Here is a 13389-nt window from a genome sequence, read left to right as displayed (position 1 = left end):
GCCGTGGCAAACAGCCCCATGGCCAGCGCCCCCTCCCAGGGTGAGGCGGTGAGCGAAGCCACGAGGAGCGCGGACCACAGCAGGCCACAGGGCATGAAGACCCAGAGCAAGCCGGCCAGGAACAGACCGCCGTGATGACGCAGGTAGGGGCTGACCTGGGCCCACAGCTTTCGACTGGCCCGCTGTGCCCAATCGGGCTGGCGCGCCATCACCAGCAGGGACAGACCCCAGGCCAGCACAAGCAGGTGGAACAGCGTCCACATTGGTCGCAGGCCAGACTGCTGGGCGGTGACCCAGACCAGACCCTGTGTGGCCAGGGCTGCGGCTGCGCCGGCGGCGCTGTAGCCAGCGACGCGGCCGGCGTGGAAGGCGATGGTCCGGCGGTCGGTGGCGACTTCGCGCAACAGGATCACGGTGCCTGCCAATGCGCCGCGAGTCGCCGAAGCTGATGGCGATGGCCATGCCAGTGTCGACAGGGCGCCACCTGTGGCGGCCCTAGCCACCCCCATGGGAGCGTCGGTCGCATCGACCGCATTGCCCTTGCGCCCCTGCCCTGTGCCGGTCAGCCCCGCACAGGCTGCGCCGCACATCGCCGCGCAATGCGGGGTGGCGGCCAGACCCATGGCCAAGGCGGTGAGCAGGAGGGTGACAGACATCGGCTGACGCAGCGACTCAAAGAATGCGCGAGAACTTGCTGCGGTGCCGGTCGGCCTGCAGGTAGCGGTCAAAAACCATGGCTACCGCGCGCACGAAGTACCAACCCTCGGCCGTGACCTCGATACCCGTTTCGGACACCGTCACCAAGCCCTGCTCGGCGAGCTTCATCACATGCACCATCTCCGAGGAGAAGTACTGGCGGAAGTCGAGCATCCAGGCCAGCTCAATGGCTTCGAACACCACCTGCCCCTGGCACATCAGCGCCATGATGACGGCACGGCGCGCCAGGTCGTCGCGGCTGACGGCCAAGCCGCGCACCACCGGCAGACGGCCCTGCTCCAGTAGGTCGCGGTAATCGTCGAGGGTCTTGGCATTTTGGCCATAGGTCGGGCCCACCCGGCCGATGGCCGACACCCCCAGCGCAATCAGGTCGCAATCGGCTTGGGTGCTGTAGCCCTGAAAGTTGCGGTGCAGCCGGCCCTGGCGCTTGGCCACGGCCAGCGAATCTTCCGGCAGGGCGAAGTGGTCCATGCCCACGTAGACATAGCCGGCCCGCTCAAACGCGTTGAGCGCGCCGGCCAGCATGCCCACCTTACCAGCGGCATCGGGCAACTCGCTGCTGATGATGCGCCGCTGCGGTTTGAATCGCTCAGGCAAGTGCGCGTAGGCGTAGAGCGCGATGCGGTCAGGGCGCAGCGCCGAAACCTGCTCCAGGGTGCGGGCAAACGATTCACCCGTCTGACGCGGCAGGCCGTAGATCAGGTCGACGTTGAGGGACTCAAAGCCAATGCCACGCGCGGCTGCCACCAGGTCAAAAACCTGCTCCGCTGGCTGAACACGGTGCACCGCCTTTTGAACCTGCGGATCGAAGTCCTGCACCCCAAAGCTCAGGCGGTTAAAGCCCAGATTCCACAGCGCGCGCAAACGTTTGGCGTCGACAGTGCGCGGGTCAATCTCGATCGAATATTCGCCGCCCGGGGCCAGCTCGAACGCGCCGCGCAGCATGGCCATCAAACGGGCCAGCTCTGCGTCGGACAAAAAGGTGGGCGTTCCCCCGCCCAAGTGCAACTGGCTCACCGTTTGCCCGCGGCCGAGTTCGGCCACCTGCAGGTCCAGCTCTTTGTGGAGCAGGTCCAGGTAGTCGCTGGCGCGCGAATGATGCCGGGTGATGATCTTGTTGCAGGCGCAGTAGTAGCACAGCGACGCGCAAAAAGGCAGATGCACATAGACCGACAGCGGCAAGGTGGAGGCCTGCGCACCCCGCTGGCGCAGGGCCTGGGCATAGTCGTCGGCGGTGAAGGCTTCGACGAAGCGGTCCGCCGTCGGGTAGGAGGTGTAGCGCGGACCCTGGACGTCAAAGCGCTGGAGCAACTCGGGGGAAATGCGGGTCATGGGGGCGGAGGGGCGTTCAAGGGCGCCAGAAGGCCAAAAGACAGGTGGGCTCAGCGGGTCACGAGCACCGGCACCGGTGACTGCGCCACCACCTTGGAGGCAACCGAACCGAGCATCAGCCGTGACAGGCCCGTGCGGCCGTGAGAGCCGACGACGACGAGGTCAATCTGGTCTTGCTTGATGATGGCCAGAATGCCTTCCATCACCGACACGTCCTCGACCAGACGCGGGTTGACGGTGACTGGGGGCCCGCCTGCGGTCGCACGCCTGAGCGCCTGCGCATGGGCCTCGGCGCCCTGGGAGCGTGCAGCGGCCATATAGGCATCAAAACCCATGGGATTGATCTCGCCCACGCCCAGGAAGGGATAGGGGTCGACCACATACAGGGCGGTGAGGGTGGCGCCCGTCTGGCGCGCCAGGGAGACGGCCAGGCCCGCGGCATGGTCGGATGCGTCGGAGCCGTCTGTGGCCAAGAGGATTCGCTTGAACATGGTGAGGGTCTCTCAGGTTCGTTGAACAGTGAGGCCGCGCAGACTGCGGACGGGGCCTAGGCGCCATCTTGGAGCGAGCAAGCGGGGCCGGGGTTGACGCGCATCAAACAAGGGGCGGTCGGTTCGCCCAAGTGCCCTTGGCCCCTTGGCCCCTTAAGCTGTAACGGCCCGGTCGAATCAGTGGGACTGGGGCTGGAAGACGCGGGTCAGCCCGTCCAGGTCCACGATGCGGATGTGGCGTTTGTCGACATCCAGCAGGCGCTGCTGCTGAAAAGCCGAGAAGGTGCGGCTCACCGTCTCGAGCTTCATGCCCAAATAGCTGCCGATCTCGGCGCGCGACATGCGCAGATGAAACTCTTGCGATGAGTACCCACGTGCCTTGAGGCGCTGGGAGAGGTTCAGCAGAAAGCCCGCCAGACGCTCCTCGGCGTTCATGCTGCCCAGGAGCATCATGAGGCTGTGCTCGCGCACGATCTCGCGGCTCATCAGACGGGACATGACCATCTGCATCTTGGTGCTGGAGCGCGCCAGGTCGTTGAGGTGGGCGTGGGGAATGGCGCACACCTCGGCGTCTTCCAGCGCAGTTGCGCCGCTCGCGTGTTGGCCGTTGGCCACGCCATCGAGCCCCATTAACTCGCCGGCCATATGAAAACCCGAGACCTGCTCGCGGCCGTCGGCCAGGGCGAGGCTGGACTTGAAGGTTCCCGCACGCACCGCGTAGACAAACTGAAAGCGCTCGCCCGCGTGATACAGCGCTTCGCCCGCCTTGACCCGGCGGCGCCCAAAACTAAGTTCGTCGAGCCGCTCGAGGTCAGGCTCTTCCATGCCACAAGGCAGGCAGAGGTCTTTGAGGTGGCAGTTGGAGCACTGGGTGGGCAAGGAGGTGGGCCGAGTTGCGACCGGCGTATCGGCCGAGGCAATGCTGATGCTGCTGTGCGGCGCAGCAGCCGAGGTCGCGCGGGAGCCGAGGCGGACGGGTACGGTAGCAAGTTCGGTCATGGCAGAGTCCTCTAGGGTCGGAAATCGGTTGAATGGGAGATGAGGGGTCAACGGGGAGGCATAAGTGCGTGCTCACTGGGGCTGTGGTGGATGAACTCCAGCGCGCGGGGGAAACGGTGCTTTGGACGAGGGCCCAGTCAGCGCGGCGGCCTCGATGGCAGCGGGCAGTCGCTCGAAGTCGCTGCTCTTGTCGAGAAAGGCTGCAGCGCCCTCCCTCAGGTAGCGCTTGCGATAGGTCGGGTTTGCGATGTTGCTGAAGACAACAAAGGCGATGGCGGGGTCGGCCGCACGGACCGCCTTCAAGACCTGCAGTCCACTGCCCCCTTCGAGCTGGATGTCAAGCACCACCACATCGGGGCGACTGGCCAGGATGCCCGCGATGCAGGCCTCAGGCGAAGCGCCCTGCCCGACCACCGTCAGGTCGTATCCATCAAGCAAGGCCGCGACGCGGGAACGAATTGCGCCGGAATCGTCTGCGAGATAAACGCGCGAGCTGGCACTGGAGTTCATGCCGCGACTTTGCGCGGCATCGGCGATGCCTGCTATCAGCCCATACCGAAACCCGGCCTCGGAATTTTCCTGAAGACAGCTGGGAAAATTCCTAGGAACAGCAAGGAAGCCGGGCTGGGCCTCTTATTGATCCGAATCGGCGCGCGCCAGACTTTGGGCCAAGGTGTAGGCAACGTCCCGCTCGTCGGAATCGGGCACCTGCATGTAGACGAGCCGCTGGCCCAGATCCCCATCCCGATTGGCCAATTCGCCCAGAAGCGTGGTCTTGCCGATACGACGCCGGCCCTCGATTCGGCAGAAGAACCAGCGACCGGCCTCCACGAGGCCTACGCAAATCGCCCAGGGGTTCGGCACGCCCATAAAAACGCCATTCAGCCATGGGTTTCCTTCAACATACTTTTTTGTATGCTGAAAGGAAAGATCGCCTAAACCATTGATTCAATTTGCATTTTTCACAAGGTCTAGAGCAAAACCAGAGCACCAAAGGCGCTAAAGCCTCAGGGCCGGTCGGTGTCCGCCAGTCCGTGCCGGATGGCGTAGCGCACCATGTCAGAAGCGCTGCCCACGCCCAGCTTCACCATGAGGTTGGCCTTGTGGGTGCTGACCGTCTTGACCGACAAGTGAAGGGTCTGGGCAATGTCGGTCACCGACTCACCCGCCACCAGGCGCTCGAACACAGCGAACTCGCGGGTCGACAGGGTCTGATGCGGTGGCCGATCAGCGCCAGGCATGGCGCCTAGGGCCAGTGCCTGCGCCACCTCGGCGGTGACATAGGCGCCCCCCGCAGCGATCTTGCGCAGAGCCTGGGCCAGCTCACCCGGCGCGCTTTCTTTGGTGAGGTAACCGGAGGCACCCGATTTGATGGCACGTACCGCGTACTGCACCTCTTGGTGCATGCTGAGCACAAGAATGCGCACCCGGGGCTTTTCGGCATGGACCAGCTTGATCAGCTCCATCCCGCTGCGACCGGGCATGGACAGGTCCAGCACCAGCAGGTCGAAGGGCCGTTCGCGGACGATACGCAGCACCTCATGGCCATCCCCGGCCTCGGCCACGACGGCAAACTCCGGTTCGTTGGAGATGATGTGCTTGAGGCCTTCACGCACGATGGCGTGGTCATCGGCCAGGACGATGCGGATCATGGGCGAACTCCGGGCGCCGGCACCGGCTCGATCGGCAGGGGCAAGCGCGCCTCCACCGTGGTGCCGGCGCCCGGCACCGAGTCGATGCGCACTTGGCCCTCGAGCAGCTGCGCGCGTTCGCGCAGACCGATCAGGCCCAGGGACTGGGGCTGCCGAGCCGCCGCCTGGTCAAAGCCAACGCCGTCATCGCGGACCTGCAGCACGATGCAATCGACCGGCACGCCGGATGCAGGGGCACCACAGTCACCTGCCTCGCGCACCACCCGCACCCAGGCCTGATGGGCGTGAGCGTGCTTCGCAACGTTGTTCAGGGACTCTTGAACGATGCGAAAAACCGCAGTGGCATGCGGCTCACCGAGCGCCAGCGACTCGTCGATGTCGAGGTGGCAGGGCACACCGTGCCGCTGACTGAAAGACTGCACCAGCCACTCGATGGCCGGCGCGAGGCCCAGGTCGTCTAGCACCAGCGGCCGCAGATCGGCGGCAATGCGCCGGGTGGCGGCCACACTGTCATCGAGCAGCGCCAGCATGCCTTCGATCTTGGCCGAGAGCGCTGGCGAGGGGGTGCCGGCGGCGGCCAAGTGCTGACGCACCCAGACCGCGTCCATCTTGAGCGCGGTCAGTGACTGAGCCAGCTCGTCATGCAGCTCGCGCGCGACCCGGCTCTTTTCCTGCTCGCGGATGGCCGCCGCCTCGGTGGCGAATCGGGCCAGGTCCTGGCGGGCCTTCACCCGGTCGGTGACGTCGCGGATGATGACCGAGAACAACTTGCCGTGGCCGGTGTCGATTTGGGAGATCGACGCGTCCATCGGGAACTCGCTGCCATCGGCGCGCCGACCCCACAGCACCACGCCCTCCCCGCCGCCCTTGCTGCCCTTGAGTCTGGCAGTGACGCCAGTGGAGGCGAACTGCCGCACATGGCTGGCGTGGCCAGCGCGAAAGCGCTCGGGCATGAGCCGCTCAAGGGGCTGACCCAGCATCTCACTGGCCGACCAGCCGAAGGTCTGCTCCGCGGCCCGGTTGTACATGACGATGCGGCCGGCCTCGTCAATGCTCACGATGGCGTCCATGGCCGAGTCGAGCAGCGCAGTCAGGCGGCTTGCAGCGTCAGCAGAAGGGAGAAAGGGCGGAAGCACGGGAGGTAATTTGTTTCCACAAATTACAGCACAGGCAGATGGCGCCAAAGCTGCCCCCCCTTCCGAGGTGCACCTAGGGTAGCACCTCGAGGTGCATCTCGTCCCCCAGCGGCGGTGCCGGTCCGCGCCCATGCACGGCCGCGATCGCATGCGGGCCCCTCATCACAGAAAAAGTGGGCCAACAGGGCCCCACCAGCGACCCGCTACTGCGGCTACTGCGGCTATTGCGGCTATTGCGGCTCGGGCGTGCCCGGCTCGGCGCGCGCCAGCATGACCGCCACTGAGGCGGCCATCGCCACGACGCCCCAGAACACGAAGAAAGCCAGGGTGTAGACCGTCTGTCGCGACCAACCGAGATGCGCCTGCCCCCAAGTGAGCTCCAGCGGGTCGATCAGCGCAAACACCAGCGCCTCCAGGATGCACGCGGCCAGAAAGGCCGGCCAGGCCACCACCATCAGGATTTTTCCCACGGGCATGTCTCCTTCGTCGTTGGCTTTGTGCTTGTCGTTGTGATGAACCGCTAGCGCCCCTCGTGCGCACCGGCCTCGCCAGGCGCCCCGGAAGTGGAAGGTACCGCGGGGGTGGCGTGCTCCCTGGGCGGTGCCGGCGAGACGGCGTGGTTGCGCCCCTGCAGCGCCGGCATCCAGGCCCGGGCGCCTGCGTCCCCCGCGCTGCGAGAGGCGCCAACCTGCGCGCCTTGGCGATAGGCCTCACCGGCAATCACTGGGTCGGGCAGGCGTAGGGCCAGCACCAGGGTGACGATGCTGGCCACCACCACCACCGCGGGCCCCGCCACGACCAACCAGACATGGCCGTAACGCCACCAGGGCAGCGCCGCGGGGACGCTGGCCGGGCTGGAATTGGACGAGGGAGTCAGGTGCATGGCGATCCTTTGGGGCCTTGGAAAGCGGGGAGCCAAAATGAGAATGCGCGAATCAGCAAGCGTGCCTAGCGCGGCATCAGGAAGACCGACTTCTCGGTGACCGCCATCGCGCCGTCCTCGGTGGCAACGTGGAAGTAAATGGTGTGAGCCCCCGGCGTGGCAGATGCATAGGGCACCTGCAAGCGGACCGGCACCCAGCGCGATTGGGCGGCCTCGACAGTCACAAGGGGCTCGGAGGCCAGCACCAGGCCCTCCAGGCCCTCGGCGCTGAGGCGGTAGGTCTGGGTCTGCTCGGTGGCATTCATCACCTGCAGGCGGTAGACGTTCTCGATGCGGCCTCCGGCAGCAATGCGCGCCAGGGCGGCTCGGTCGCGAATCACGTCGACCTTGAAGGGGGTCCGCAGGGCCAGACTCACGCCCAGCGCCAAAATCACTGCGCCCAGAATGGCGGCGTAGACCAGCACCCGCGGGCGCAGAAGATGCCCCAGGATGCGCGGCGACTTCCAGCCCTGCGCGAGGGCATGTTGGGTGGTGAACTTGATGAGCCCGCGCGGGTAGTTCATCTTGTCCATCACGGTGTCGCAGATATCGATGCAGCGGGCGCAGCCAATGCATTCGTACTGCAAGCCCTTGCGAATGTCGATGCCGGTGGGGCAGACCTGGACGCACAGGTCGCAGTCGATGCAGGCGCCCAGGCCCTTGGCCTGCAGGTCGTCCTTGCGGCCGCGGGTGCCGCGCGGCTCGCCCCGGGCGGCGTCATAGCTCACGATCAGTGTGTCCTTGTCGAACATCGCGCTCTGAAAGCGGGCATAGGGGCACATGTACTTGCACACCTGCTCGCGCATCCAGCCGGCGTTGCCGTAGGTGGCAAAGCCGTAGAACAGCACCCAGAAGATTTCCCAGGAGCCCATGCGGTTCTGGAAAAACTCCAGGCCCAACTCACCGATTGGGGTGAAGTAGCCGACAAAGGTGTAGCCGGTCCAAAGCGAAAAGCCAATCCACACCAGGTGCTTGAACCACTTTTTGACCAGCTTTTCCAGCGAGAAGGGCGAGCCATCGAGCCGCATGCGGGCAGGACGGTCCCCCTCGATCTTGCGCTCGATCCACAGGAAGATCTCGGTGTAAACGGTTTGCGGGCAGGCAAAGCCGCACCAGAGCCGGCCCGCCACCGCGGTGAAAAGAAACAGCGACAGCGCGCTGATCACCAAGAGGCCGGTGAGATAGATGAAGTCTTGCGGATAGAGAACGAGGCCGAACAGGTAAAAGCGCCGCGCGCCCAGGTCAAAAAGAACCGCCTGCCGCTCGCCCCACTGCAGCCAAGGCAACCCGTAGAACACGATCTGGGTCAGCCAGACAAAAACCCAGCGCCATTGGACAAAGCGGCCGGAGACGGCGCGCGGATAGATCTTCTGGGCCGACTCGTAGAGGGACTGATAGCCCTCATCACCGTCTTGAGGCACTTGCGGAAGCGGCTGCGGATGCGTCAGCGGTTTAGGGTCCTGCGGAGTGATAGGGATGACTTTCACCCCCTCATGGTGCCCCGCCGCTGCGCCCCGGGGCTTGTCCTAAATCAAGCACCGCGGCAAAGCCGCCACCCGCCAGCGCCACTCAGGGCTTGGCGACTGCCTTGTTGGACAGACCCCAAACATAGGCGGCCAGCACATGGATCTGCGCGTCACTGAGCTTGCCGGCCTGGCCCGGCATCACGCTGACCTTGCCGTTGTTGACCATATTGATGATGACCTGCTCGCCAAAGCCATGCAGCCAGATGTCGTCGCTCAGGTTGGGGGCGCCCAGGGCCTGGTTGCCCTTGCCGCCGACACCGTGGCAGGCGGCGCAGACGCCGAACTTGGACTTGCCCAACTGGGCCCGCAACGAGTCGTGCGGGGCGCCGGAGAGACTGAGGACATAGTTCGCCAGGTTCTTCACGTCGTCGGGGCTGCCCACGGCGGCGGCCATGGCCGGCATATTGCCGCTCCGGCCTTGGGAGAGGGTTTCAACAATCTTCTGGGGGGTGCCGCCATGGAGCCAGTCTCCATCGGTTAGGTTGGGGAAGCCCTTGAAGCCGCGGGCGTCGGAACCGTGGCACTGCGCGCAGTTGTTCATGAACAGGTGCTCACCGACGTGATGGGCCTGCGCATTGCCAGCCAGTTCCTGGGCGGGCTTGCCGCTGAAATGGGCGTACAGCGGCGCCAGTTCCCGGTTGGCGTCTGCGACTTCCTTCTTGTAGTCACCGGCAGAAGTCCAGCCAAGCTGGCCCGGGTAGGCGCCCAGCCCCGGAAAGGCCACCAGATAAAAAAGAGAGAAGACGATGGTGAGCACGAACAGCCACATCCACCACCGCGGCAGCGGGTTGTTCATCTCGCGCAGGTCTTCGTCCCACACGTGACCGGTGGTGTTGTCGCTGCCGGGCGCGACCTTCTTGCGGGCGGTCACCCACAGCAGCACCAAGCAGGCAAGGATGCCCACCAGCGTGATGCTGGCCACGAAGATCGACCAGAAATTGCTCGTGAAGTCGCTCATGGTGCGGCGTTCTCAGTCTTGTTGAAAGGGAATCGCGGCGGCCTCCCCCCAGGCGGCGCGGTTGCGTCGGGACCAGGCCCAGGCCACGATGGCAATGAATGTGATCAGGGAGACCAGCGTGGCCCCAATGCGCAGGAGGGTGATGTCCATGAAGTGGCCTCCTTACTTGAACGCCAGGCCCAAGCCCTGGAGGTAGGCCACCAAGGCGTCCATCTCAGTCTTGTCCTTGAGCGCCTCGGGCGACTGGGCAATTTGCGCGTCGGTGTAGGGCACGCCGACGGTGCGCAGCGCCCTCATGCGCGCCTGGATGGTCGAGGCGTCGGCGGGGCTCTGGTCCAGCCAGGCGTAGGCCGGCATGTTGGACTCGGGCACCACATCACGCGGGTTGATCAGGTGGATGCGGTGCCACTCGTCGCTGTACTTACCACCCACCCGGTGCAGGTCTGGGCCGGTTCGCTTGGAGCCCCACTGGAAGGGATGGTCGTAGACGAATTCGCCGGCCACCGAGTAGTGGCCGTAGCGCAGCGTCTCGGCGCGCAAGGGGCGGATCATCTGCGAGTGGCAGTTGTAGCAGCCCTCGCGCAGGTAGATGTCGCGGCCCGCCAGTTGCAGCGGCTCGTAGGGTTGGATGCCCTGTACCGCCTCGGTGGTGGACTTCTGGAAGAACAGCGGAACGATCTCCACCAGGCCGCCGATGGCAACCACCAGCAAAATGAGAACGATCATCAGGAAGTTGTTGGTCTCGATCTTCTCGTGCGAGAAGCCGGCTTTGGAGGGGGTGTTGCTCATGTCGAGTCCTTGCGGGTTCAGGCGTGGGCCGCATCGGGGGGTGCATCTGGGGCCGCACCTGGTACCGGGATAGGAGCCGGGATCAGCGCTGACACCGCGCGGCCACGGCCAACGGTCATCCAGACGTTCCAGGCCATGACCAGCATGCCGGCCAAATACAGCAGGCCACCTGTGACCCGGACCACGTAGAAGGGATAGGTGGCCTTCACCGACTCGACGAAGGTGTAGGTCAGGGTTCCGTCGGCGTTGATCGCCCGCCACATCAGGCCCTGCATCACCCCGGCGATCCACATGGCGGCGATGTACAGGACGATGCCGATGGTAGAAATCCAGAAGTGCAGTTCGATCGCGGGAATGCTGTACATCTTCTTCTGGCCATACAGGCGCGGAATCAGGTAGTACAGCGACCCCATGGAGATCAGGCCGACCCAGCCCAGGGCGCCGGAGTGCACATGGCCCACCGTCCAGTCGGTGTAGTGGGAGAGCGCGTTGACGGTCTTGATGGCCATCATCGGGCCCTCGAAGGTGCTCATGCCGTAGAACGACAGGGACACGATAAGAAAGCGCAGCACCGGGTCGTCTCGCAGCTTGTGCCAAGCGCCCGACAGGGTCATCACGCCATTGATCATGCCGCCCCAGGAGGGCGCCAGCAGGATCAGGGAGAACAGCATGCCCAAAGACTGCGCCCAATCGGGCAGCGCGGTGTAGTGCAGGTGGTGCGGGCCCGCCCACATGTAGGTGAAGATCAGCGCCCAGAAGTGGACGATGGACAGGCGGTAGCTGTACACCGGGCGCTCGGCTTGCTTGGGGACAAAGTAATACATCATGCCCAGGAAGCCAGCGGTGAGGAAAAAGCCCACCGCGTTATGGCCGTACCACCACTGGATCATCGCGTCTTGCACACCGGCGTAGGCCGAGTAGGACTTGAGAAAGCCGGCCGGGATGGCCGCGCTGTTCACCAGGTGCAGCAGGGCCACCGCGATGATGAAGGCGCCGTAGAACCAGTTGGCCACGTAGATGTGGCGCACCTTGCGCGTGCCGAGGGTGCCGAAGAACACGACCGCGTAGGAGACCCACACCAGCGTGATCAGGATGTCGATCGGCCACTCGAGCTCGGCGTACTCCTTGCCGCTGGTGTAACCCAGGGGCAGGGTGATGGCGGCGGCGAGGATGACCGCCTGCCAGCCCCAGAAGGTGAAGGCCGCGAGCTTGGGCGCAAACAAGGGCACCTGCGAAGTTCGCTGCACCACCCAATAGCTGGTGGCAAATAGCGTGCAACCGCCAAAGGCGAAGATCACCGCGTTGGTGTGCAGCGGCCGCAGGCGCCCATAGGACAGCCAGGGAATGCCGAAGTTCAGCTCCGGCCAGGCCAGTTGGGCGGCGATGATCACGCCGACACTCATGCCGACCACGCCCCAGACGACGGCCATCAGTGAAAACAGGCGAACAGCCGTGTCGTGATAGCGAACTGCGGGGGCGAGGGATTCCGTTGTCATGCGAATGCACCGTGTGAAGCAACACGGCCAGTGTCATTCGCGAGCCCATCCGGGCTCTTGATGGATGTCAATCGTGGTGAAGAATGCGCTCGCCCTCGGCGTCGAGCGACTCGAACTGCTCACGCCAGACGGCCCAGGCCAGGCCCGCCAAAATCGCCAGCGCGAGGACCACGGACAGGGGAATCAGCAGGTAAAGAATGTCCATGAGGCGTCTTTCAGTGGCCCGGTCCGCGAGCCCAGCGCGCCAAGGTCGCCGAATGTGCCACCACCAGCAGCGAACTGGCCGCCATGCCCAGGCCGGCCAGCCAGGCGGGCATGAGACCCGTCACCGCCAGGGGCACCGCGGCGGCGTTGTAGGTGGCGGCCCAGGCCAGGTTGCGACGAACCACTTGCTGGGTGCGCCGGGCCAGGGCCAGCAGGTCGGCCACCGGCATGAGCCGGCCGCCCTGCACCACCACGTCGGCGCGGGCCTGGGCCAGGGGCAGACCTTCGCCCATGGCCACCGACAGGTCGGCCAGGGCCAGCACCGGGCCATCGTTCATGCCGTCACCCACCATGGCGACCCTCCGGCCCTGCTGCTGCAGGGCCCGCACCTCGGCCATCTTGTCCTCGGGCGTGCAGCCGCCGCGCCAGTGGGAGATACCGGCACGCTCGGCCAGACGGGCGACCGCCGAGGGCCTGTCGCCTGAGAGCAGGCGCAGGTCCAGCCCTGTTGCGCGCAAACGCTCGAGCGTCTGCACCGCGTCGGGTCGCAAGGTCTCCTCAAGGTCGAAGCTGGCCAGCCAACCGCGCTCGTCGGCCAGGTGCACCTGCGGGTGGTCCGATTCGGCGTCGGGCAGGGCCGGCGCCCGGCAGAAGGCTGCGGAACCCAGGCGAAGGTGTCGACCGGCCACTTGGCCCTCGACGCCCTGGCCGGGATGCTCGGTGAGGTGATCGGCAGTGGGGATTGCGATCAAAGTTGCGATGCGATCTGCACGGAGGTCTGCAAGGCGATCTGCGGGGGGATCGGTATCGCGCGCGCCGGGTGGTGTGCTCGGATCGACCCAGACATTGCCGCACTCGCTGGCCGCCCGGTCCGCGATGGCCCGCGAGGCCGGGTGCAGCGAGCCCGCGGCCAGGGGCGCGGCCAGGGCCAGCGCCTGCTCGGGCGACACGCCCTCGCGGCAGCGGATCGCGGCGACGGTCATGCGGTCCTGGGTCAGCGTGCCAGTCTTGTCGAACACCAAGGTGTCTACCCCTGCGCCGGCCTCCAGCGCCTGCAACTGACGCACCAGCACGCCACGCCGGGCCAGCGCGCCGGCGGCAGCCAGGGTGGCCGCCGGCGTGGCCAGCGAGAGCGCGCAGGGGCAGGTGACCACCAGCACCGCCACC

General features: G+C 65.7%; 17 protein-coding genes. All 17 read right to left on the bottom strand.

The window, feature by feature from the left end:
- Positions 1-656, bottom strand: a 656-nt coding sequence (locus QE494_RS13425) for a sulfite exporter TauE/SafE family protein (RefSeq protein WP_300044016.1), incomplete at its 3' end; no start/stop codon positions are given.
- A 16-nt stretch (positions 657-672) separates the two neighbouring features.
- On the bottom strand, positions 673-2049 hold the full coding sequence (hemN, locus tag QE494_RS13420; protein ID WP_300044014.1) for an oxygen-independent coproporphyrinogen III oxidase: 1377 nt from the start codon (positions 2047-2049) through the stop codon (positions 673-675).
- Positions 2050-2099: 50 nt separating this feature from the next.
- Positions 2100-2540, bottom strand: coding sequence for a universal stress protein (locus tag QE494_RS13415; protein WP_300044012.1), 441 nt, complete (start codon positions 2538-2540; stop codon positions 2100-2102).
- Between the two features lie 177 nt (positions 2541-2717).
- Positions 2718-3539 (bottom strand): fumarate/nitrate reduction transcriptional regulator Fnr, encoded by an 822-nt coding sequence (gene fnr, locus QE494_RS13410; protein ID WP_300044010.1) that lies wholly within the window; start codon positions 3537-3539, stop codon positions 2718-2720.
- 72 nt (positions 3540-3611) lie between these two features.
- Positions 3612-4049 (bottom strand): response regulator transcription factor, encoded by a 438-nt coding sequence (locus tag QE494_RS13405; RefSeq protein WP_300044008.1) that lies wholly within the window; start codon positions 4047-4049, stop codon positions 3612-3614.
- 123 nt (positions 4050-4172) lie between these two features.
- Positions 4173-4409: a hypothetical protein gene (locus tag QE494_RS13400; protein WP_300044006.1), complete on the bottom strand. Its 237-nt coding sequence runs from the start codon at positions 4407-4409 to the stop codon at positions 4173-4175.
- Between the two features lie 137 nt (positions 4410-4546).
- The gene (locus QE494_RS13395) at positions 4547-5191 is read right to left on the bottom strand and encodes a response regulator transcription factor (RefSeq protein ID WP_300044004.1); all 645 of its coding nucleotides are present in this window, start codon (positions 5189-5191) and stop codon (positions 4547-4549) included.
- A complete protein-coding gene (locus QE494_RS13390; RefSeq protein WP_300044002.1) occupies positions 5188-6327 on the bottom strand; it encodes a PAS domain S-box protein in 1140 nt (379 codons plus the stop codon). The genes QE494_RS13395 and QE494_RS13390 overlap by 4 nt, the downstream gene beginning before the upstream one ends.
- Before the next feature lie 230 nt (positions 6328-6557).
- Positions 6558-6797, bottom strand: coding sequence for a hypothetical protein (locus tag QE494_RS13385; protein ID WP_300044000.1), 240 nt, complete (start codon positions 6795-6797; stop codon positions 6558-6560).
- A 50-nt stretch (positions 6798-6847) separates the two neighbouring features.
- Entirely contained in the window at positions 6848-7210 is a 363-nt protein-coding gene (locus QE494_RS13380) for a nitrogen fixation protein FixH (RefSeq protein ID WP_336619441.1), read from the bottom strand.
- Between the two features lie 65 nt (positions 7211-7275).
- On the bottom strand, positions 7276-8697 hold the full coding sequence (gene ccoG / locus QE494_RS13375; protein WP_300044018.1) for a cytochrome c oxidase accessory protein CcoG: 1422 nt from the start codon (positions 8695-8697) through the stop codon (positions 7276-7278).
- 121 nt (positions 8698-8818) lie between these two features.
- Complete coding sequence (ccoP, locus tag QE494_RS13370) at positions 8819-9733, bottom strand: cytochrome-c oxidase, cbb3-type subunit III (RefSeq protein WP_300043999.1); 915 nt, start codon at positions 9731-9733, stop codon at positions 8819-8821.
- Positions 9734-9745: 12 nt separating this feature from the next.
- Positions 9746-9883, bottom strand: coding sequence for a cbb3-type cytochrome c oxidase subunit 3 (locus tag QE494_RS13365; RefSeq protein WP_300043997.1), 138 nt, complete (start codon positions 9881-9883; stop codon positions 9746-9748).
- A gap of 12 nt (positions 9884-9895) precedes the next feature.
- Positions 9896-10522: a cytochrome-c oxidase, cbb3-type subunit II gene (gene ccoO, locus QE494_RS13360; protein ID WP_300043995.1), complete on the bottom strand. Its 627-nt coding sequence runs from the start codon at positions 10520-10522 to the stop codon at positions 9896-9898.
- A 17-nt stretch (positions 10523-10539) separates the two neighbouring features.
- On the bottom strand, positions 10540-12018 hold the full coding sequence (gene ccoN / locus QE494_RS13355) for a cytochrome-c oxidase, cbb3-type subunit I (RefSeq protein ID WP_300043991.1): 1479 nt from the start codon (positions 12016-12018) through the stop codon (positions 10540-10542).
- A 67-nt stretch (positions 12019-12085) separates the two neighbouring features.
- Positions 12086-12223, bottom strand: a complete 138-nt coding sequence (gene ccoS, locus QE494_RS13350) for a cbb3-type cytochrome oxidase assembly protein CcoS (RefSeq protein ID WP_300043989.1) — start codon at positions 12221-12223, stop codon at positions 12086-12088.
- Positions 12224-12233: 10 nt separating this feature from the next.
- Positions 12234-13389 (bottom strand): cation-translocating P-type ATPase (locus QE494_RS13345; protein ID WP_300043987.1); only part of this gene is annotated, 1156 nt, incomplete at its 5' end.

It is taken from the genome of Ramlibacter sp., from assembly GCF_029866045.1.
In the GTDB taxonomy this organism is placed as follows: Bacteria; Pseudomonadota; Gammaproteobacteria; order Burkholderiales; family Burkholderiaceae_C; genus Ramlibacter.
This window is presented reverse-complemented; position numbering and strand designations above follow the sequence as displayed.

Bases quoted from the DNA above. Each gene is read 5' to 3' on its own strand.
- QE494_RS13415 (WP_300044012.1), bottom strand. From the start codon at position 2,540: ATGTTCAAGCGAATCCTCTTGGCCACAGACGGCTCCGACGCATCCGAC.
- QE494_RS13405 (WP_300044008.1), bottom strand. From the start codon at position 4,049: ATGAACTCCAGTGCCAGCTCGCGCGTTTATCTCGCAGACGATTCCGGC.
- ccoP (WP_300043999.1), bottom strand. From the start codon at position 9,733: ATGAGCGACTTCACGAGCAATTTCTGGTCGATCTTCGTGGCCAGCATC.
- hemN (WP_300044014.1), bottom strand. From the start codon at position 2,049: ATGACCCGCATTTCCCCCGAGTTGCTCCAGCGCTTTGACGTCCAGGGT.
- QE494_RS13400 (WP_300044006.1), bottom strand. From the start codon at position 4,409: ATGGGCGTGCCGAACCCCTGGGCGATTTGCGTAGGCCTCGTGGAGGCC.
- QE494_RS13365 (WP_300043997.1), bottom strand. From the start codon at position 9,883: ATGGACATCACCCTCCTGCGCATTGGGGCCACGCTGGTCTCCCTGATC.
- ccoN (WP_300043991.1), bottom strand. From the start codon at position 12,018: ATGACAACGGAATCCCTCGCCCCCGCAGTTCGCTATCACGACACGGCT.
- fnr (WP_300044010.1), bottom strand. From the start codon at position 3,539: ATGACCGAACTTGCTACCGTACCCGTCCGCCTCGGCTCCCGCGCGACC.
- QE494_RS13395 (WP_300044004.1), bottom strand. From the start codon at position 5,191: ATGATCCGCATCGTCCTGGCCGATGACCACGCCATCGTGCGTGAAGGC.
- QE494_RS13380 (WP_336619441.1), bottom strand. From the start codon at position 7,210: ATGCACCTGACTCCCTCGTCCAATTCCAGCCCGGCCAGCGTCCCCGCG.
- ccoO (WP_300043995.1), bottom strand. From the start codon at position 10,522: ATGAGCAACACCCCCTCCAAAGCCGGCTTCTCGCACGAGAAGATCGAG.
- ccoS (WP_300043989.1), bottom strand. From the start codon at position 12,223: ATGGACATTCTTTACCTGCTGATTCCCCTGTCCGTGGTCCTCGCGCTG.